We start from the raw sequence: 22,488 nt of genomic DNA, 5'->3' as shown, positions 1-22,488 counted from the left end.
AGTTATGAAATTAATATATAAAATACTACCGTTAGTCCTGCTTTTCGTTGTTACCGGTTGTGACAAATTTTTGGATAGACCTGACCTTACCGTCGAAAATGACCAAACATATTGGAGAAGTGAGGACAATATCCGACTATATGCCAACCAGTATTATCCTGTATTCTTCTCGGGATATGGTCGACTTAATAATAGTCAGGATGCGGCGCCACTATTAAGTTTTACGAATAGCGACGACGTGTTGTCCTTAGGCAATCAAGCTAATGTCACTTTAGTTGTGCCGAATAGCGGCATTTGGAACTATGAACACATCCGTTCGACAAACATTATGATAGACAGAGTCAGTACCCGTATGGATGGAATTTTGAGCGAGGAAGCTAAAAATCATTGGGTTGGTATCGGACGATTTTTGCGTGCTTACCGTTATTCCGAATTGGTACTAGCTTACGGAGATATCCCGTATTATGATAGGGAGGTTCTGTCTAATGAAAGAGAAGAATTGTACAAAGATCGTACGGATCGGGATATTGTCATGGACGGCGTATATGACGATCTGGTCTATGCAATGGCAAACACACGTCTGAACGATGGTGCGCAATTTATCAATCGCTATGTCGTAGCGGGATTTGCTTCGCGCATCGCCTTGTTTGAAGGCTCTTGGCAAAAGTATTATTACAATAACAATGAACGGGCGAAGAAATTCTTTGACTTAGCGATTACTGCCGGTGATCTGGTCATACAAAGTGCCAAATACGGGATTACCATGGATTACAAGGCTCAGTTTACCTCCAACAACCTTGCAAGTACAGGAAGTAAAGATGTGCTGCTGTATCGGGAGTATAACGCTGCCTTAGGTATTACTCATGCTATCGTATCGGCTAGTAATCTTGTGGAGAGTCTGAATATAGGGCCGACTACAGATTTGTTGAAAGCTTACATCTGTACGGATGGAAAGCCATGGGAAATGTCGCAGGTTAGTGGAGCGAACGATTTCGACGTGCAGGATTTGGTGCGTACAAGGGATTCGCGTCTAGAGGCAACGTTCTTAAGTCAGCCATATGCCCGCAACAATGCCTCTTTGGTTTACGTGACGAAATTTTTGCCACGTGATGGCGAGGCACATATTATGGGGGGCGGGGCAGATCAATTGACACAGTATAGGTCAACCAATAATGAAACCGATTATCCGGTGCTTCGCTATGCAGAAGTACTGTTGAATTGGATTGAAGCCAAGGCCGAAGCAGCAACCGTAGGTGGTTCAGCTGTTACGCAGGAAGATTTGACTGCTTCGGTAAATGTAATTCGTAATCGGCCATTGGCTGCCGAGGCGGTAGCCCGTGGTGTCAGCAAGACGAGCCCGTTAATGCTAGCTAATATACCCGCAGATCCAAATAAAGATGGTGATGTATCTGATCTGATCTGGGAGATACGTCGGGAGAGAAGGATGGAATTTACGTTTGAATATTCCCGTCTAGTCGATTTGAGAAGATGGGGTAAAATACAGTATTTAGATACGGAGGCTAATTCTGACCTGCTTTCGGGTGGTTGGGTCAACTTTCCAGTGGATCTGCAGAGTTTTCTAAGTGGCGACAGAGCCGGCACCTTTATGGTTGCCGATTTAGATGGAGATTTGACGACGTATGATGGTGGTAACAATTCTTCGATGCGCGGATTTTATCGCAATACGAGGAATGAAGGACGACGTCCTTTTTTGAATCAACCGAATCTAAATCCTTATCTGCAACCCGTTGGCATTAATCAAATCAATGAGTATAAGGCACAGGGCTATACCTTGTCGCAAACCGAAGGCTGGCAATAATAGATATTTATTTTTTAAAGAAATGAATTATGAATTTTATTAACAATATATTGAAAAAGCAGATATTTCCAATCCTAGGAATTCTTTTCTTTGGCGGGTTATTATCCTGTTCAGATGAACTTCCTGATGCGATGGACACGAGTAGTAAACATACCGATATTCGTTCTATTCGGATTGTCAATGCAGGTGAAAATGGAGATGAGGTACTGGACGGAGTTATTAACGAAAACACGAAAATGATTACGTTTCCTCCGATTAACCCGCTGACTGATTTTACGCGTTTACAGCTGGAAGCTGAATTGGCTGAGGGCGCGTCTCTTGAGCAGAGTGTGTATAATGTAGTTTACCCAGAAAGAGTTTATACAGCAACTGCCTTGCTTAAAATCAACAACGCTCCTAGGACGAAAGAGTACTTTATTACGTTCGAGCAGATTGCTCCACCAGATGGTGCTAATTTTGTAGATTTTCAAATACATGACTTTTCTTCCAATCCACTTGGAGCTGATCGGTATTCCGCCTTTGTTGGAGGTAATACGAGAAGTGTAGGATTCGACGGTGAGAATGTATTAATAGTTCCTAATTCTGGTGCAGGACAGCCTCATGTTTTAAAGATGGAAGATTTAAGAAACGGCAATACTGTGCCTATGAACTTAAATACGACTGGAGTTGCTGGTGGTGGAATTTTTCACTGGATGACAGGTTACATGGTAGATGGTCATATACTGTTGGGTAATTTAACGTCAGGTTCTGCGCTTAAGCTATACCATTACGAAAGTCCAGCAGCAGCTCCACAAACCATACTGGACTTGCCAGTTGCGAATGTACCTGGTGTGTCAGGTGCTTTTAGGGCAGGAGATTTGATGTCGGCAAGTTTGACCAGTACTGGAAACGGCTTCGTTTATTTTGCGGATAATGGTAATGCAGTCACTAACAATAGATCATTGATTCGTGTCAGTGTATCTAACTTTACCAATGCCTCTAGTCCAACGTTGATATCCCCGGCAGTGGGATACGGGGTAATTTGGGATTATTTTAACAGGGTAGGCACCTCTTCGAGTTACCTTTACACAACTCACGCCAATCCAATTGTTGTCGTAGATGCTAACGGCGCAACATTGTACGCCATGCCTGCTAATGTGTTACCCGCAACGGCAAGTGACCCTAAAATCATCGAGTTCAATAATTCGAGATACCTGCTTTTTGCGACTGCTCCTGTGGATCAGGGATCTACGGTATTCATGTATGATATTACTGCGGGAGACGACGTCGTTTCTGCAATTCGGGCATTAAGTACCGCGGAAGTAATTAGTCCGGTGTTCCAACATTCATTGGGAACCAATTCCAACAACGGTGCTCCTGTTGCTCAAACCAGCTTCCATGTGGAAAAGGATGAGGATGGTAATGATCTAAAGCTTTCGGTCGTCGCTGCGGCTGCAAATAATGGATTTGCTGTGTTCGAGTTTAACAAAAAAGAGATAGGTGATTAAAAATATAAAGCGCATGAAAAATATTCTAAAGAATGTACTGTATTTGTTTTTGGCTACAACTGTTTTGTACAGTTGTAGTAAGAAGGACATCGGTACGGGTGGTCCCGATGTAGGGGGTGTTGAAGAATCAACAGGTTTAATTTTACCCCAAAAAGAGCTGCGTGCCGTATGGATCGCTACGGTTTGGAACATAGACTGGCCCCGTACGACAAATTTTTCTGACCCCCTATATGAGGCTGAAGGTCAAAAGGCCAGTTATCGGGCCATGCTTGACCACTATGTGTCGCTGGGATTCAATGCTGTTTTTGTGCAGGTTCGTAGTCAAGGCGATGCGTTTTATGAGTCGCCTTATGAGCCATGGAGCGCTTTTCTCACCAACACACGTGGGAAAAATCCCGGCTATGATGTGCTAGGTTTTTTGGTTGAAGAAGCGCATGCCAGAGGATTGGAATTCCACGCTTGGATTAATCCTTTTCGTATCACAACACGTACTGCAGCAACTGCTACATTTCCCGCATTACATCCATCCATTGATCCCGAGTGGATCGTGGAACATGAGAAACTTCAGATGTACAATCCTGCAATAGCAGGCGCAAGGAAACGGTTGGCGGATGTGGCGAAAGATATTATCACCAAGTATGACGTAGATGGTCTGCATATGGACGATTATTTTTATCCCGATCCAACATCGGTAGGGGCGTTGACATCTGATCAGGAGTTGTACGAACAACTTGGAAGCGGCTTTGCAACAATCGAAGATTGGCGCCGCGATAACGTCGACAAAACTATTGAGCTCATGTATGAAACGGTCGTAGCGAATAGACCTGAAATCGTGTTTTCTGTATCGCCGGCACCCAATAGAGACTATAACCGCAATGTACTGTATGCGGATGTGGTGAAATGGTGTAAAGAAGGCTGGGTTGATTTGTTGATTCCGCAGCTATACCAGGAAATTGGAAATGCTTCCAATGATTTTCACTTTAACTTGGCGATTTGGTCGCAATACGCTTACAAAGCCAAGTTGGCTGTAGGCTATGCGATGTATAAATTTGGTAACAGTGCCGAAATAAATGCTACCTCGCCTTTTCACTCGACACAGGAATTGGTTCGACAATTTAACATGGTGGATAAATACAGAAAAGTGGAAGGTAGTGTAATGTATAATGCGACGGCGGTATATAGCAACAGAATTGGGATTACGGATCAATTGGCAGAATTGTATAACCATAAGGCGATTATGCCGTTTATGGGAAGGGAAATTGTTGCGCCCACTGAAACTCCGATTAACCTTGCTGTTGCCGGAAATAAATTAAGTTGGTCGGCAGTACCTGGTGACGATGTCCGGTATGCGATATACCATTTTACAGATTTGAAAAAGAAAGGAAAGTTAGTTGATGTTGTTACATCTACTGAGTTGCCTGTAGAAGAAGTTGGTTATTACAGTGTGACATCGCTAAATGCAGATAATTTAGAAAGTGACCCGAGCGATACGGTTGAGAAAAGATAAACTAGCGTTGCGGCATCGATATTAAAAACACGCCTTTGTGCGTGTTTTTTTTTATCCTGAATAAACAAGAAAAAAAATGCATAAATTTTGGTTTTGTGTTTCGTTTATGGTTATATTAGTGCAGGTTTTAGCTTCTTTGTTTTCCAATTGAAATAAATTACGTGCTGGATACTGAATTATGGAATCATCATTTACTTTAAACTAACTAACAATGAGAAAATCACTATTATTTTCTTTTGCTTTGGGAGTGGTTCTTTCTGCGGACTTTGACTGTCTAAAGGCAGAAGTTTACCTACATCCTTCAGTGGTACTGTTCTATCACCCCGATGGAATTAAGCAAGAAGTAATCAGCGGAGTGGTCACCGACGTCAATGGTCCGGTTTCTGGAATTACCGTCAGTCTAGTTGGTAGCTCTTCCTCGACGCAAACTGATACGGACGGACGTTTTAGCATTAATGCACAGCTGGGGAGTACCCTTCGCTTCAGCGGCGTTGGATACCGCACTAAAGAGATTCGGGTAAGTTCTACCACGGCTAATGTGCTGCTGGAAGCTCAAGAAGGTACCTTGGACGAGGTGCTTGTAACAGCGGAATTTGGTATGAAGCGCGCTAGTAGAGCCGTGGGATCATCCGTTCAACAGATTGATGGGCCAACAATCACGGAATCAGGGAGGGAAAGCTTCATCTCAGCGCTTGCTGGTCGCGTTCCCGGTCTGAATGTAACCTCGACAAGCGGAACACCTGGATCTTCTACTACTGTTGTTTTGCGAAATATTACTTCAATTTCGGGTAATAACCAACCGCTGTATGTTGTAGATGGTGTGCCGATGAATAATTCATCTTTTGATCCCCTGGGTGGTATGGCCGGAGGTGGAGGAGACACCTATTCAGTTAGAAATTTAGATTTTGCTTCTCGCGGAAATGACTTTAATCCAGAGGACATCGAATCGTTAACGGTATTAAAAGGTGCCGCTGCAGCAGCTTTATATGGTTCGGATGCTTCCAATGGTGCTATTATCATCACAACTAAGAAAGGTCAAGCCGGCAAAGGAAGAGTTAATTATAGCAATTATTTTAAGTGGGATAAGGCTTATGGTTATCCCGATATGCAAACCAAGTATGCGAATGGCAACTACGGGACGACCAATTATTATAATACGGCTCGGTTTGGGGGGCTATATCCAGACGGAATGGAGCTTTATGACAATATAGGCGCGATCCTTCAGACGGGCTATCAGAACAGACATAATGCATCTATCGAAGGGGGGTCGGAAAAGGCGACAATTCGTGCGGGATTTTCGCATTTAGCACAAGATGGGGTGTTAAAGACGACGGACTACGGGAGAACAAATCTGAGTCTTGCCGGTCAAGCCCAAGTAACGGATTGGCTGAAGTTTGATGGATCCTTGCAATATGTAAAAACCGGTAATAATAAAGTTTTGAGGGGTACAGACGGACCGTTATACCGAGCTATGCTATGGCCGATTGTAGATAATATGGCCGAGTACTTAGCCGCAGACGGCAGCCATATGAAAATTCCTAATTATTACGTTGATGAAGATTTGTTAAATCCGCTATTCGCGATGAATAGAAATAAATTCTATGATAAATCGGACCGTTTCTTGAGTAATGTAGCCTTGAATATCACGCCGATGAAGAACACCTTCGTAAGAGCGCAGGTGGGTTGGGATGTTGGTATGCAAACTTTCGAGACGTCAACACATCCATACTACTTTAATAGGAATGCTGGAGAAGGACAGTATAATCTTGTACAAGCTAATTTCTCCGACCCCACAATAAATATTTTGGGAGGATACAATGATAAATTTTTTAACGACAAGTTTTCATTTTCTGGACAAGTTGGGTATCATCAACTGGAAAATGCTGTTACTCGGTCAGCTTTAAATGGAACTGGATTTATTGTTCCGGACTTTCAGTCCATCAATACGACAGATCCGGCAACTCAAACGGGAAGCCAGAGAAACGTAAAGAGAAGAATACAAGCCCTGTCGGGGCAATTTGAGTTAGGTTACAATAATATTGCGTTTCTAACCTTAAGGGGTCGAAATGACTGGTCTTCCACTTTACCAACCAGTAATAACAGCTATTTTTATCCGGCGATAGAAGGCTCATTTATTTTATCGGATTTGAAATTCATGAAGAATATCGCGTTGTTTGATTATATCAAATTACGTGGATCGATCGCTCAAGTCGGTAAGGATGCAGGACCGCTTGAAATAGATCCGCAGCTGCAGCCGACCGAACTTTCAGGAGGTGGTTTTATGTACGGAACGACCGGTCCCAATCCGAACCTTCGGCCGGAAATGACCACAGCCCATGAAGCGGGTATTGATTTGCGAATGTTAAAGAATAGATTAAATGCTAGCTTTACCTATTTCGGCACGCGGAATGAAGATCAAATTGTCAAAGGATTTCGTTTAAGCTATGCTACAGGATTTGTCTTAAACAATATGAACGTTGGCTCATTTAAAACGTGGGGCTGGGAAGGACATATTGATGGAGATATCATAAAGAATCCAAATGGTTTAACTTGGAATTTGGGTGTTAATGCTTCGAAGGGCGGGTCAGAAGTTCTTTATCTACCTGAAAATGTCACCGAATATTACAATGCTTATACTTGGAATTCTGGAAATATTCGAAATGGTATTATGGTCGGAAATCCTATTACGTCTTTAACAGGTAGGGCTTATGAACGAAACGATAACGGAGATATATTAATAAGTCCTACAACAGGCATGCCGATCGTTAAAGCTGACTGGTCAGTGATCGGGGATCGAGAACCAAAGTTACGCTTTGGTGTCGTATCGAGCCTAACGTATAAAAGCTTGCGTCTATCTACCTTGTTAGCTGGACGTTTCGGTGCTACAGTTGTCAATGGAACAAAACGTGCTATGATGACAAATGGTACAAGCTGGGAATCAGTGGCTTTACGTGAGAGCGGCCCTTATGTCTTAAACGGGGTTTTGAGGGACGGAAACGAAAATACAGATAATCCGACCAAAAACACCATAGGGTTGGACTACAATATTTATGGAGCTACCATATACGGCGGCGGAGATGAAGATTGGTTGGAGAAGAAAGTGAATTATTTGCGTATGCAAGAGTTACGACTCTCATATCGAATACCCACGAGCATGTTGAGCCGAACGAAGATAGTTTCTGCTTTAGATGTGTATTTCGTAGGGAATGATTTATTTACTTGGACGAACTATTCGGGAATCGATGCTGTAGGAAATACTGTTTCTGCAGCCGCCGGTGGTACTGGGGGAGAGGGTTACGATGTTTGGTCGATCCCCAACCCTCGAGGATTTTCAGTTGGCGTTAGTTTAACATTGAATTAAGAATAGATAGCGATGAAAAAGAACTTAATATATTTACTTCCTTTGCTGATTATGCTGGGGGGCTGTAAAAAATACCTAGATGTTAACAAAAATATAGATGCGCCTGCTTATGTAGATGCTCATCTATATCTTGCAAATATTACACAACAATATCAAGGTATTTATTTCGACATACGGGCAATTGGTCCTTTGACGCAAATGATGGGTACCACTGTTGACGCTTATACTAACTTTGCAAACCACTTTTATCCGGTAGGAAGCGACGCTGGTGGAGAGATTTGGAGAGTGGTTTATTGGACGCAAGGTATGAACCTCGAAAATCTAATTAATCAATCTTTAGCAGCAGAAGATTGGACCCTTGCTGGTATCGGATACGCAATGAAGGCGTTTAGTTGGGATCAATTAACGAAAGTTCACGGCGAATTGCCTATGAATGACGCTTTCGTGCCGGAGCTACTTTCCCATAACTACGATTATCAAAAGGATGTTTATGCACAAGTAAGGGAATGGGCATATACTGCGATCGAATTGCTTGAACGTGCGGATAACCATAATTACGGAAGCAGAATTAGCGATAATGACTTTATCTACAGCGGGGACAAGGATAAGTGGATAAAGTTCGCTTATGGGGTGATCGTTCGTAATCTTTCTTCTTTAACGAACAAAGCAAATTTCTCTGAAGCCTATGCCCAAGAGCTTATCACAGCAGCGGGTAAGTCGTTTCAGAGTGCTGATGATGATGCGACGGTGAAAGTAAATGGTGGGTCCCAATCAGCACCTTATGATGCCTACAATAATTTTTGGGGGACTGCACGTCCTAACTTGACGTACAATTATTTCCAGCATGAATATGCTGTACAGGTTTTTACTGGAACTGTTCCTGCTTACGATGAATCTACCGGCGACAAAATCCGTCTAGACACAAATCCATATCACCCTTTTAAGCTTGCGGAAAGACAGATTATTACAGATACATTGTTGAACATAGCTGGGCATTTTGATCCCCGCGTGTCTGTAAAATTGTCTACAACAAGTAATCCGACTTACCTAAACTTAGGTAACGCGGACAACGTAAAGTCTTATAATTATTACGGAGGAAACTTCACAAGTAAAGTCGGCTCTATTGGGACTGCGCCGTCCTTTTACGGAAGAAACATAGCCTCCACTTTTACAGGCACGGTGCATGATGGAACTGGTCGGTGGATTTATAGAGATGATGCGCCGTACATCTTGACCACCTATTCAGAAATACAATTTTGCTTAGCCGAAACCTATTTTAAGATAGGTCAAACTTCAGAGGCGTTTGAAGCGTTTAAGCGCGCAGTTGCCGCAGACATGCAAACTACATCACGGTATATTTTTCCTGGTAAGGAAGGAAGCGCTACCGGAGGCGATAAAATCACAAAAGAACTTTTTAATACACTTTCGACACAGTATGTAGATGGTCCGTTCGTTAATGGTTTGACAGATTTCACGCTTTCACATATTATGATGCAAAAATGGGTTGCATTATATCCTTGGGGTGCACCTGAAGCGTGGGTGGATATGCGTAAATATCACTACGATATTGATTATAATGGTGACTACCCTAGTAATGGAAATGGATGGATCCAGGCACTGATCGATCAAAAATGGGATTCAAATCCATCAAAAGTATATAAAGGGCTTTATTTGAATCCGGCGCAGGTACAAGGCAGAAAGGGGGCATACGACGTTCGGAACGAAGGTTCTCCAAGCTATAGATTAAGACCTCGTTACAACTCGGAATATATGTGGAATTTAAAATCATTAGAAACACTAAAGCCTATACCGGGAACGGCAGACAACTATCAAACGTCAATACCATGGTTTGCTTATCCAGGCGAGATGCCACAATAATTTTATATTAATAATAGTAAATATACATAATATGAAAAATTTAGATAGATTATTATTATTACTAAGCTGTCTCTTGTTTAATGTAGCTTGTGATAAAAATGTCGTCGAATATGATGCTACTGCGATCAGTGATGAGACGACAACCCAATTTCAACTGCATTATATGGTCCCGATCCCGACCGGAACGGCGAATAATATTAACAAAGTAGAATTAAATGGTCGGCTACTAACAAACGAAACTGCACCATTAGCCGTATACAATTTTATACCGAGTGGAGCAGTGGGAAAATTTTTTGCTACAGAGCCAGGAACTGTTAATTTAAAACTTTATCGCGGAGCGGTGTCTAGCTTAGCTTTAGCATATGACCAAAGCTTTGAATTGCCAGCAGGAAAGTACAATGTAATTGTACATGATTTTGCAAAGCCGCCAATCATTGTAAAAAATGAAGTGCCTTACCCGAAGGTTACGACGGAATTTACCGGTACGACGGCATGGGTCAAGTTTTATAATGTGCTTTATGAAACCGCGGGTGTGCCAACACCTTTGAAGCTACAATACCAGTTCCAATACACTACTGATAATGATACAGGAACGAAAAGCGAGTGGATGAATCTAGGAAGTCCCGTCGCATTTGGCGAATCCACTGGCTGGGAGCCCGTTACTGTAAACAAAACAGTGGAAGTATCATCCGGTACGGCAAGAATAGATTACCGAATCAGAATGATTGGTCAGGATGGCTCGGATCAGGGTAGCTTGGTAGTACGCAACACTGCCGGGAATATGGTCAACTACGCTGACTGGTGGAATGCAGTTATAGGTCGGGTATATCACCATATGTTGGCAGGTTATCGTGCTGCGACGCCAGTTTCCGGCGTAAGGGTCGCTACCGCGCTATAATTTTTTTTTGCGCAGGTGAGCTTATTAATTTTAATGGGAGGTCAATTAATGACCTCCTATAAACCTTGTCTTTAATATGAAGTATTTCTTCAGATTGCTCATAGTTTTTGGATGTTGTCAATCCTTATCCTTTGCCCAATCCTTTAAATTCGCCCAAGTAACCGATACGCATGTAGGCGGTGGTACCGGCGCGGACGACCTGAGAAGGACCGTAAAGGATCTGAATCAACTAAAGGATATCGACTTTGTGATCCTATCCGGCGATGTCACCGAGTTCGGATCGGACGAAGAATTGGCGATAGCGAAACGGATCTTAGACAGTCTTAATTTACCCCTGTACGTTATTCCCGGCAACCACGATAGCAATTGGTCCGAAAGCGGCGCAAATAGTTTTCGAAAGGTATTTGGCGCTGAGTCTTTCTTCTTCGAACATAAAGGTGTCCAATTTATCGGTACGACTTCAGGCCCTAATATGCGGATGAGCCCCGGACAGATTCCACGTGAAAATCTCGTGTGGATGGATTCGGTATTCAAAGCAAATCCAGATAAAGAAACACCACTGATTGCCATTAACCATTATCCACTCGACTCTTCCTTAAACAACTGGTTTGAAAAAATAGACCGATTGAAACAACGAAATATTCAAGTGGCAACATGTGGTCATGGTCATCAAAATAGGCTGTACGACTGGGAAGGTATCCCCGGTGTCATGGTGCGTTCGAATCTTCGTGCAAAGGAGAAAGTGGGAGGTTACAATATTATAACGATACAACCGGACTCCATTTTTTTCCAAACGCGTAGACCATTGCTGTCCACAGAAGATTATTGGTTAAAGCTGCCACTGAAAAAATTCCAAGATGTTTCGGGGCAGGCAGTAAAACGTCCGGATTATTCGGTAAATAGTAAGAGTAAAGCAAAATTGCTATGGGAATACCAAGACCATGGCGATATCGGCGCGGGTATTACTTCCGATGGTAAGTTGCTGTTTACCGCTAATACAGTCGGCGAGGTATATGCGCTCAGTTTAGCCGACGGAAAAAAGATCTGGTCGTATAAAACGGGCGGTAAGGTCTATTCCACCCCTGCGGTAGAAAAAGGAATCGTAGTTGTGGGCTCCTCAGACCATTTTATCTATGGATTGGATGCCAAAACGGGTACTGTGCGTTGGAAAACAGAAACGTCGAAAGCGGTATTGGGTTCTCCACAGCTCTACAAAGGAAAAGCTTATATCGGCGGATCGGACGGATTTTTCCGTTGCCTTGATCTGCTTACTGGAAACGAAGTCTGGAAATTCGAAGGCGTAAAGGGCTATGTATCTACCCTGCCCACGATTGCGGATAATAAAGTGATTTTTGGAAGCTGGGGGAATGGTTTTTATGCGCTCGATGTAAATACGGGTCAGCTCGTGTGGGAATGGAATAACGGACACGGCAATCGGATGTTGTCTGCCGCAGCATGTTATCCCGTGGTGGTGAATAACCGGATGTTTATAGTTGCACCAGATCGTTATATGACTGCACTCGACTTAAAAACAGGGAAACAGATCTGGAGAGCAAAACAAGAGCAGCATCGTGTGCGGGAATCGATGGGTCTTTCGCGCGATAAAAGAAATATATATGTCAAAACGATGGACGGCGAACTGTTGGGGGTATCGGCAAAAGCCGATACCATGGTAATCGACTGGAAATCATCCCTACAGTTGCCGTACGACATTGTACCTACGGCTATTTATAGCTCTCCGACACTAGCGTTCGTGCCGAGTAATTCCGGCCTGTTATCCGCTGTACAACATACGTCCGGCGAAGTAGCCTGGCAATATAAAATTTCAAACGCAATGATAAATCCGCCTTTGGTGCTTAAAAATAAAGTAGCGGTAAGTACGATGGACGGTAAGATCGTTTTACTGCAATACTAAAGGCATGAAGAAGATCCTATTTCTATCGATTTTTGTCGGACTGTTCCTCCTCGGAAAAGGGCAGGAAAATACGTGGATACGGATTAATCAACTGGGCTACCTCCCCGAATCTAAAAAGGTCGCGGTATGGGTTTCCAAGGGAAATGAAGCGATAACCGCATTCGAAATCATCGATAGCAAATCCAATAAAACGGTATTCAAAGGGACAGCTGGACAGGCTTTTGGCCGTTACGGACCTTTTACATCGGGTTACCGGTTGGATTTCTCAGATTGGAAGCAGGCCGGAACCTACTACCTACGCGTTAAAGATGTAAAATCCACTGTTTTTAAAATTAACAACGACGTATACCAAGGCACAGCGGATTTTACGCTGCGCTATATGCGGCAGCAACGCACTTTGTTCAATCCCTTTCTGCAAGACAGCTGCCATACGCACGATGGTTTTACGCTATATGCACAACCTGTCGGTTTGCCGGATAGTACCCATGTAGATGTAGGGGGCGGTTGGCACGACGCATCGGATTACTTGCAATATGCGACAACATCAGCCAATGCCACCTATCACCTGCTGGCAGCTTATCGTGATTTTCCGGAAGTATTTTCGGATCAAAAGCAAGCCAATGGGCTGGATGGACACAACGGACTGGCGGATGTCTTAGACGAAGCCAAGTGGGGATTAGATTGGCTGTTGAAGATGCACCCCAAATCGAATATCATGTTTAACCAGATCGCCGACGACAGGGACCATACCAAATTGCGGATGCCCGGTGAAGATCCGTATTACGGTAGGGGATTTGAACGGCCGGTTTATTTTATCGACGGTAATCCGCAGCAAAGGGGCAAATTTCTGAATAATACAACCGGTACGAGCTCCACAGCAGCTAAGTTTGTAAGTGCTTTTGCATTGGGACATCGTTTATTCCACGGCTTCAATTCGACCTATAGCAGGCAGCTAAAGTCAAAGGCGCGGACCGCTTATGCGTACAGCCACATCAAACCGGGAGTAACACAGACTGTTTCGGTTAAGTCACCGTATATCTATGCCGAAGATAATTGGGTAGATGATATGGAACTGGCGGAAATTGAAATGCATACGCTTTTTGGTGACAAAAAACATGTGAATGCGGCGTTGTCGTACGCTAAGCAGGAAAAGATAACGCCGTGGATGATACGGGATACCGCCAATCATTATCAATATTATCCGTTTATCAATTTGGGGCATCATGAGCTTGCTAAAAAGCTGGAGGGAGAAGCCCGAGCCGAAGTGCTTTCTTATTACAAAGCTGGAATTGATGCGGTTTGGGAACGTGCACAACAGAATATGTTTTTCAGGGGCGTACCTTTCATCTGGTGCAGCAATAACCTGACCACTTCCTTTGCTATTCAATGCCTTTGGTACCGTACGGTTTCGGGCGATGAGCGCTACGATGAATTGGAGCAGGCGAATTTGGACTGGCTCTTTGGTGTAAATCCGTGGGGTACTTCTATGGTATACGGATTACCCGCCTGGGGAGATACACCTGTCGATCCCCATTCGGCATTTACGCACCTCCAACAGTATCCTATTGACGGAGGCTTGGTAGATGGCCCGGTATATACCGCTACCTACAACAGCCTAATCGGTATTAAATTATTAGAAGAAGATGAATACGCCGAATTTCAGAGTGATCTGGTGGTGTATCACGACGATTTTGGCGATTACAGTACCAACGAGCCCACCATGGATGGCACGGCTTCGCTAATCTATCTGCTCGCTGCGCAGGAAAGTAAAAGGCAGTCGTCGAAAATAAAAGATAAATATGGCGCGATTGTGCAGGGCGATACGAGCAAAAAGCAGATAAGCTTGGTCTTTACCGGGCATGAATTTCGCGATGGTATTGCTGAGGTTGAAAAAGCGCTGGACAAAAATCAGGTAAAAGGTTCTTTTTTTGTTACAGGAGAATTTGTTAAAAAAAATACCAAAATACTAAAACGGTTGTTTAAAAAGGGGAATTATATAGGGCCTCATTCGGATGCACATCTGCTCTACAGTCCTTGGGAAAATAGGGATAGTTTGCTGGTTAACGAAGCCGATTTTAAAAAGGACTTACAGCTAAATGTAGATCGATTGGCAAAAATTGGTATTACACCGGTTGATCACTTTATTCCGCCTTATGAGTGGTATAACGAGCAGATAGTAGGCTGGGCAAATAAGATGGGCATACAAACCTATAATTTTACACCTGGGATACGAACAGCTGCGGATTATACGTATCCTCAAATGGAGTCCCGCTATGTCACGTCGGAAGCGATTATTAATCAGATATATGCTGTAGAAGCGCAGAAAGGACTAAATGGAAGTATTATGCTGATTCATCTCGGTACGGATAAGAGAAGAAAGGATAAACTATACCAACATCTTGACGAATTAATACGCGAATTAAAGCTAAAAAATTATAATTTCGTGCTACTGAAAAAAATGTAGAATAGTTGTGCGTGTTTTTGCATGTTTTATAATTATTTTGCATATTTACGAAATATTACTACTACAGTAATCAGAATCTCTAATAACATGATAAATACGACAGAGAAAGATTCGAATTACCAAGATCTGGACAAGATGTCTGTTCTTGAGTTATTGACGAATATAAATAAGGAGGATACTACGGTTCCGTTGGCGGTTGAAAAGTCGATTCCTCAGATAGAGCCTTTGGTGAAAATCGCGGTTGAAAAAATGCAATCTGGCGGAAGGCTGTTCTATATCGGCGCGGGTACTAGCGGACGATTGGGAATATTGGATGCATCGGAATGTCCTCCGACCTATGGCGTACCCTTTGATTGGGTGGTCGGACTGATAGCAGGTGGAGATATTGCGATTCGTAAAGCGGTCGAATTTGCGGAAGATGATATGGAGCAGGCGTGGAAAGATCTGGAGGAGTTTGCCATTAATTCAGATGATGTCGTGATCGGTATTGCAGCGTCGGGTACGACTCCGTACGTAATAGGTGGACTCCGGAAAGCAAATGAAAGTGGCGTGGTAACGGGTTGTATCGTTTGTAACGGCAATTCACCTATCGCCAAAGAGGCGCAATTTCCGGTAGAAGTGATTGTAGGGCCTGAATTCGTAACGGGATCTACCCGAATGAAAGCCGGTACAGCACAAAAATTGGTTTTAAACATGATCAGTACCTCCGTAATGATCCAATTGGGCCGTGTAAAAGGTAATAAAATGGTAGATATGCAGCTTTCTAATCATAAACTGGTAGGTCGTGGTGTGCGGATGGTAATGGCCGAAACGGGAGTGGATGAGGAGACTGCCACAGCCTTGATCGAGGAATTCGGAAATGTACGCAAGGCCATAGAAAATCACCAACACCTTACTAAACACTAGCATATGTCTCCTCTAACTCTTCTCGCTTTCTTGGTTGTTTACTTTGCTGTGCTGTTAAGCGTATCTCATTTTACAGCTAAAAAATCATCCGACAACTCCACTTTTTTCGTCGCAAATAAGAATTCCAAATGGTACATGGTCGCCTTCGGGATGATAGGGACAGCACTATCGGGAGTAACCTTTATCTCCGTACCGGGAGCAGTGGGTCTCTCCAATTTTAGCTATTTTCAGTTCGTCTTGGGAAATGCGCTGGGTTTTCTAGTGATAGCATACGTTTTGCTACCCCTGTATTACCGCATGAATCTGACGTCTATTTACACCTACTTAGAGGAAAGACTTGGGCACAGGAGTTATAAAACAGGAGCAATGATCTTTTTGGTATCTCGTACCATCGGGTCCGCATTTCGCTTATACCTTGTCGCGATCATCCTGCAAAAATTCATTTTTGATGCATGGAATGTTCCTTTCGCGGTAACAGTCGCTGTTTGCCTTTTGTTGATATGGCTTTATACAAATAAGGGCGGATTAAAGACCATCATCATTACCGACATGCTGCAGACGTTCTGCCTGTTGCTCGCTGTGGTGCTTTCGATCTTTTTCATGGCAGATGGCTTAGGGGTTTCGGTATTTGAAGCGTTTGAAAAAGTAAAAGATAGTACCTACTCACAGATTTTTATTTGGGAGAACCTGTTGGGCGATAAAAACCACTTTTGGAAACATATGATCGGTGGAGCCTTTGTTACCATCGCGATGACAGGGTTGGATCAGGATTTGATGCAGAAAAATTTAAGCATGAAAACAATCGGTGAAGCACAAAAGAACATGTTGACCTTCACCAGTATTTTCGTCGTCATTAATCTATTTTTCTTAGCAGTAGGCGCATTGCTGTACATTTATGTGGGCGAGAAAGGCATTGATATCAGTGCATTGCGCACACCGGATTACCTGTATCCCGAGATTGCATTGAATAACTTGACTGTAGTGGCCGGCATTGTATTCATGATGGGGCTAACAGCAGCCACTTTTGCAACAACAGATTCGGCACTTACGGCCCTCACAACCTCATTCTGTATAGATTTTCTCAATTTCAATAAAAAAGCAGACCCCAATGCTCCGGCATTGGTGCGTTCTAGAAATATAGTACACCTGGTCTTCTCCGTAATCATGTTGCTCGTGATATTGGTGTTCCGGTTAATAAACAACGATTCGGTGGTTACGGCAATATTTACAGCCGCTAGTTATACCTATGGTCCGCTGCTTGGGTTGTTTGCTTTTGGTATTTTAACCAAGTTGCAGGTAAATGATAAACTGGTGCCTTATTTTTGTGTGCTTTCTCCTGTTGTGTTGTTTTTATTGAACACCTATTACGTCGTGCCTTATACCACATACCGTATCGGTTTCGAATTGATCGTGTACAATGGCTTGATAACATGCTTGTTGTTATTGGTAACGTCTCCGGGGCGCATGTCGCAAGAAAAACAAGCTTCTCTTCGGTAGGAGAAACGTTAAGTTTCTCCTCATAATACCATTAAGTAAAACAAAGGAAGGTTTTTCTTAGTCAATTTTTATGCGCCTCTGTCGCCGGCGCAGGGGCGACTTCTTTTTTTATAAAAAGAAGAAAAAAATCGTCGCTGTACCGGCTCGACACCACGGTTCACCATGCCTGCTATTGTCGACCCGCTAAGGCGACATTTGTCGGGTATGTAAGGAAGTGCTGTGGTAAACGATACTATTACAGTTCAGCTGAGATGAAAAGAAAACGGCCTTAGCGGATTTGGACGAGTAGGCAGCAGATGATGTGTTGCAGTAACGTGTACCTAGCACTTCACCAAGCAGGTCTCAGCCTTTGGGATGGGCTATGCGTTGGAGGCCTAAGAGCTGCGCGTTGCATCATCGCGTAGCCGAAACGACAAATACGGTATCAGCCTTGACTTTTTTTGCTTCGTTTTTTTTGTCAAGAAAAAAAATGAAGGCCCTGTCGTGGCAGCGACGGAGAGGTGGTGAAATGGGAAATTTCAACTGTTTAAAATAAACCTTCATTTCCCCCTTCACTTATTTCCCTTAAGAATAAAAGTAGGTTAAAGACATACATTGATGAATAAGCCGCTTTTTATTTCCCGAATTATAGTTGTATACGTAAGCAACTTTCTCTAAGTTTGATTCTAAGTTTTTTTGCACGCATGTATCATCTAATAAACGAAACAATAACTTCTATTCGCCGTAAAATAGGCGACTTTACACCCGAATTTGGGATTATATTGGGTACCGGTCTAGGTAAGCTGGTCGATGAAATTAAAGTAGCGCATCAACTCATGTATGCGAATATCCCCAACTTCCCAATTTCCACGGTCGAATTTCATTCCGGCAGGCTTATTTTTGGTACGTTAAACGGCCGAAATGTGGTGGCTATGCAAGGCCGTCTTCATTATTATGAAGGATACGATATGCAAGAAATCACCTTTCCCGTACGGATCATGAAGGCCCTAGGTGTGCAAAAGCTATTTGTGTCGAATGCGTCAGGATCCTTAAACCCAGCCATTCAGAAAGGACATATCGGGATTATTGACGATCATATTAATCTTTTACCCGATAATCCACTCCGCGGATCCAACGACGATGATTTTGGCCCCCGGTTTCCCGATATGAGTGAGCCGTACGACAGAGACATGTTGCAGCGGGGCTTAGAAATCGCCAAAAAGTTGAACATCACCGCACATAAAGTCGTTTATGTTGCTACACCCGGACCTAATCTGGAAACGAGAGCAGAATACCGATACATGCGTATTATCGGTGGAGATATCGTGGGCATGAGTACGGTGCCCGAAGTAATTGTAGCGAATCATATGGGACTTCCCGTTTTCGCCATATCCGTCGTTACCGATGAGGGGTACCATACGGATTTAAAGCCCGTATCATTGGCCGAAATTGTTGCAGTGGCCGCCGAGGCCGAGCCAAAGCTCACTGCTATATTAAAGGAGTTAATCGCTTGCATATAAACGGCAAGTTATCTAAGTTTGCTGGATAATAAATAGATTACATGAAGTATTTGATACGCATTCTTTTTAGTGTCGTCATGTTGGCGGGCGTAACTTCACGAGGTTATGCGCAGGAAGAGGAGGAGTTTAGCAGTGCGTTGGATTCGGCACGTGCGCTGGAGGATAATAAGAAGGATTCGGTTATCTTTAATGCAAAATACGTTCGGTATGCAACACTGAATATGTTAAAGAATGCATCGCATACCAAGCAGATCGATACCACACATTACAATTTTCAATATTACAACCCGCAGAATCATCCCTGGAACCCAAGTATACATTTGGGGTCTTATGGATTAGCAACGAGAGATTTACTTTTTAACCCCAATAAATCCATCGGATTTCAACCCGGTTTCCATTCACTCGAAAGATATTTGTTGACGTCCGATTCGGTTATCTATTATAGAGCCAGGGCGCGGTATTCAGAACTCTATGCCGTTGGATTCTTTTTCGACGATCAGGTATTTAAAGCAAAAATTGCACAGAATATTAACCCACATTGGAACATTGGAGCACAATACGAAGCAACGAACACGGATGGGTATTATTTTAACCAAGCCTATGCAGATCGTAAAGGATCCGTTTTTTCGTGGTACGAATCCCCCAGTCGGCGGTATAATATGTTGGTAAATGCGGCTTTTAATAAGATCGATGCCACGGAGAACGGTTCAGTTACCAACGACAGTATTTTCAGAGATAATAACGTGACCTCTTTGTACGGCGTAACGACTCGCTTAAAAGGACAGCAGGCCAATAGACCCTATAATAAATGGTTGGATAACGGACTTTTTCTACGTCAGTCGTTCTATATCGGTAGGTTGGATACGCTAAATGCAGGTTTGCCTGAAATGGAAATCCATCCGACCAACGCGTTTGCACACAATTCGTCCATTCGGCAGCGAAAGTATATTTTCTTTAAAAATGAAGAAGATCTGTTTGGCGCTTTTCCCTTTGGAAATTCGAGTATGACGCACGATACAACCAATATTACAACGATATCCAATGAGTTCACCTATTCCTTTTATTTAAGAAACAAATCGTTGTTAAAAAATGAAGCCAAATTAAATCTTGGTTTTCAAAATGACTTGATCTGGTACGAAGATAGCCTGTCGAGCGAATTCTTTCAAAATAGCGCCGTTAAAGGAGATGTAAGCTACCAATTCAGCAACAAGGTAAATTTGAAATTGGCGGTCAATCAAATCGTACTTGGAAGAAATGTAGGCGATTTTCTATATGAAGCCAACGCCGACGTGTTTGTGGGCGATAAAATAGGCCGGGTTTCCATTGGTGCGTATTCGCAAAATAAATCACCTGAAATGGCATTTTCCCGGATGAACTACACCTACCATACCTGGTCGAGTAGCCTCGATAAGGAAAAGACACAGAATCTCTCGTTCAAGTACCAAAACGATAAAATCGGATTCTCCGGGAAAGCGGAATATTTTTTAATCAGTAATTACCTCTACTTTAGGGAGGTGGATAATCCCAGTAATAATGAGCGATTGGAGAAGTTGATTGAACCTGCGCAGTTCAGTAATCTTAACCTGCTGAAATTAAGTGTAGGGCAGAACTTTAGATTTGGTAATTTCGGCCTGAAAAACCTGGTAGTGTATCAGAAATCGGATGCCATGGATATACTCGCGACACCCGAACTATACACCTGGCATAGCTTTTATTACGGTGATGTAGCGTATAAAGTGCTGGATTTCAGAATAGGGTTGGATGGGAAGTTTAATACCCCTTTTACAACACCGTCTTATGCAATCAATGCCGGCCAGTTTTATAATGATAATGTAGGGCTGGAGTTTTCCACGTATCCTATTGTGGATGTTTGGGCTACGGCAAATATTAAGCGGGTGAATTTGTTTATCAGTTATAACTTTGTCAACCAACATATCTATCCCAAAGGGTATTATTCTGTACGGCGATATCCCATGAATCCGGCTAACTTGCGTTTCGGTGTTTCGTGGAAGTTTTATGACTAAAGTTTATGTAATTGTATTTTAGTTGATTGTGTGATAACTGTTAAAAAATGTTGGTAAAATATTTTGAAACTAAAAATTAAGACCTATATTTGCACACGCAATTAGCGAAAGGAGAATTAGCTCAGCTGGTTCAGAGCACCTGCCTTACAAGCAGGGGGTCACTGGTTCGAACCCAGTATTCTCCACAAACAGCACTCGGGAGATTAGCTCAGCTGGTTCAGAGCACCTGCCTTACAAGCAGGGGGTCACTGGTTCGAACCCAGTATCTCCCACACAAAGCATCCAACGGGGTGCTTTTTTTCTGAAAGTGTTTGTTGCTCATGGCCATCAAGAACCTTTACCGTATTTTTGTAACGGTTACTGTTAAGAGAAAAGGAGCCATTTGGGTTTTTATAAAACGGGGGTTTAGCTCAGCTGGTTTAGAGCACTACCTCGACAAGGTAGGGGTCACTGGTTCGAACCCAGTAATCCCCACGTGCAAAAAGAGTTTCCGCAAGGGAACTCTTTTTGTTTATAAAGCTTTTTTCTATAAAACAGGGATCATGTACAAAAGTTGTGGAGGGGATAAAAAATAATTAGATATTTGTGCTTTGATATTTATACAGATGCACGATTCGTTTAACGCTTTAATGCCCTTAATTATTCCCGAAGGAGTTTCCGATTATTTTGAGATGACCCACTATTCCAAAGAAGAAAAAAGACTGGATATCTTTTTGGAAGAACTTAACAGCACACCTGAAGAATATCAGGGACAAAAATTGGTTTCCAAGGGATTTTTCGAACCTATTACTCTTCAAGATTTTCCGATCCGTGGCATGCAGGTCTATCTTCATGTCAAGCGCCGCAGATGGCTCAATCAGGATAGCGACAAAGTCGTTTACAGAAATTGGGAGTTAGTAGCAAAAGGAACACGTATCACACAGGATTTCGCGGCTTTTTTAAAAGGAATCAGCGGACAGTCAGGCATATAGCATCCAGACCATCAGTTCATTCTATGGGATATCGGCCAGTAAATTAAGGAGGTACTACCGCAATAAACTGAGCGGGTTCCAGGATTGGGAGCATCGCGAAAATGCAAGGGATGGATTGATCTTCCCACAGAATATCAGCGGCCATCTTTCCATTGACGAAACCTGCCTATCCCATGGCGAGCTCTATACCGTGGTCACCAACAAAGAAGCAAACGGAAAAAAAGGAACCAGTGAGGACAGACTGAACGGAAAAAAACACAGA

General features: G+C 43.1%; 13 protein-coding genes and 3 tRNA genes. All 16 read left to right on the top strand.

Annotated elements, in window-relative coordinates; genetic code table 11:
• Window positions 1-4: 4 nt before the first annotated feature.
• Window positions 5-1,819 carry a RagB/SusD family nutrient uptake outer membrane protein gene (locus C4F40_RS18415; RefSeq protein WP_196940896.1) on the top strand — a complete coding sequence of 605 codons (1,815 nt, stop codon included), beginning with the start codon at window positions 5-7 and terminating at the stop codon, window positions 1,817-1,819.
• A gap of 29 nt (window positions 1,820-1,848) precedes the next feature.
• On the top strand, window positions 1,849-3,306 hold the full coding sequence (locus C4F40_RS18410; protein WP_196940895.1) for a DUF4623 domain-containing protein: 1,458 nt from the start codon (window positions 1,849-1,851) through the stop codon (window positions 3,304-3,306).
• 13 nt (window positions 3,307-3,319) lie between these two features.
• Window positions 3,320-4,813: a glycoside hydrolase family 10-like protein gene (locus C4F40_RS18405; protein WP_196940894.1), complete on the top strand. Its 1,494-nt coding sequence runs from the start codon at window positions 3,320-3,322 to the stop codon at window positions 4,811-4,813.
• A gap of 211 nt (window positions 4,814-5,024) precedes the next feature.
• Window positions 5,025-8,174 (top strand): SusC/RagA family TonB-linked outer membrane protein, encoded by a 3,150-nt coding sequence (locus tag C4F40_RS18400; protein WP_196940893.1) that lies wholly within the window; start codon window positions 5,025-5,027, stop codon window positions 8,172-8,174.
• 12 nt (window positions 8,175-8,186) lie between these two features.
• The gene (locus C4F40_RS18395; RefSeq protein ID WP_196940892.1) at window positions 8,187-10,052 is read left to right on the top strand and encodes a SusD/RagB family nutrient-binding outer membrane lipoprotein; all 1,866 of its coding nucleotides are present in this window, start codon (window positions 8,187-8,189) and stop codon (window positions 10,050-10,052) included.
• Window positions 10,053-10,083: 31 nt separating this feature from the next.
• Window positions 10,084-10,950, top strand: a complete 867-nt coding sequence (locus C4F40_RS18390) for a hypothetical protein (protein ID WP_196940891.1) — start codon at window positions 10,084-10,086, stop codon at window positions 10,948-10,950.
• A gap of 76 nt (window positions 10,951-11,026) precedes the next feature.
• On the top strand, window positions 11,027-12,865 hold the full coding sequence (locus C4F40_RS18385) for an outer membrane protein assembly factor BamB family protein (RefSeq protein WP_196940890.1): 1,839 nt from the start codon (window positions 11,027-11,029) through the stop codon (window positions 12,863-12,865).
• Between the two features lie 4 nt (window positions 12,866-12,869).
• On the top strand, window positions 12,870-15,329 hold the full coding sequence (locus tag C4F40_RS18380) for a glycoside hydrolase family 9 protein (protein ID WP_196940889.1): 2,460 nt from the start codon (window positions 12,870-12,872) through the stop codon (window positions 15,327-15,329).
• A gap of 87 nt (window positions 15,330-15,416) precedes the next feature.
• The gene (gene murQ / locus C4F40_RS18375; RefSeq protein ID WP_196940888.1) at window positions 15,417-16,235 is read left to right on the top strand and encodes an N-acetylmuramic acid 6-phosphate etherase; all 819 of its coding nucleotides are present in this window, start codon (window positions 15,417-15,419) and stop codon (window positions 16,233-16,235) included.
• 3 nt (window positions 16,236-16,238) lie between these two features.
• Window positions 16,239-17,732, top strand: coding sequence for a sodium:solute symporter (locus C4F40_RS18370; protein ID WP_196940887.1), 1,494 nt, complete (start codon window positions 16,239-16,241; stop codon window positions 17,730-17,732).
• 683 nt (window positions 17,733-18,415) lie between these two features.
• Complete coding sequence (locus C4F40_RS18365; RefSeq protein WP_196940886.1) at window positions 18,416-19,231, top strand: purine-nucleoside phosphorylase; 816 nt, start codon at window positions 18,416-18,418, stop codon at window positions 19,229-19,231.
• 41 nt (window positions 19,232-19,272) lie between these two features.
• On the top strand, window positions 19,273-21,255 hold the full coding sequence (locus C4F40_RS18360) for a putative porin (RefSeq protein ID WP_196940885.1): 1,983 nt from the start codon (window positions 19,273-19,275) through the stop codon (window positions 21,253-21,255).
• Window positions 21,256-21,365: 110 nt separating this feature from the next.
• Window positions 21,366-21,440: transfer RNA gene (locus tag C4F40_RS18355), tRNA-Val, on the top strand.
• Between the two features lie 12 nt (window positions 21,441-21,452).
• A tRNA-Val gene (locus C4F40_RS18350) sits at window positions 21,453-21,527 on the top strand.
• A 127-nt stretch (window positions 21,528-21,654) separates the two neighbouring features.
• A tRNA-Val gene (locus C4F40_RS18345) sits at window positions 21,655-21,729 on the top strand.
• Between the two features lie 131 nt (window positions 21,730-21,860).
• Window positions 21,861-22,226, top strand: coding sequence for an ISAon1 family transposase N-terminal region protein (locus C4F40_RS18340; protein WP_196940884.1), 366 nt, complete (start codon window positions 21,861-21,863; stop codon window positions 22,224-22,226).
• Window positions 22,227-22,488: the final 262 nt, after the last annotated feature.

Origin of the sequence: Sphingobacterium pedocola, assembly GCF_015209965.1 — a bacterium.
GTDB lineage: Bacteria > Bacteroidota > Bacteroidia > Sphingobacteriales > Sphingobacteriaceae > Sphingobacterium > Sphingobacterium pedocola.
The sequence above is the reverse complement of the archived record's forward strand: the minus strand, read 5'-3'. Positions and strand labels throughout refer to the sequence as shown.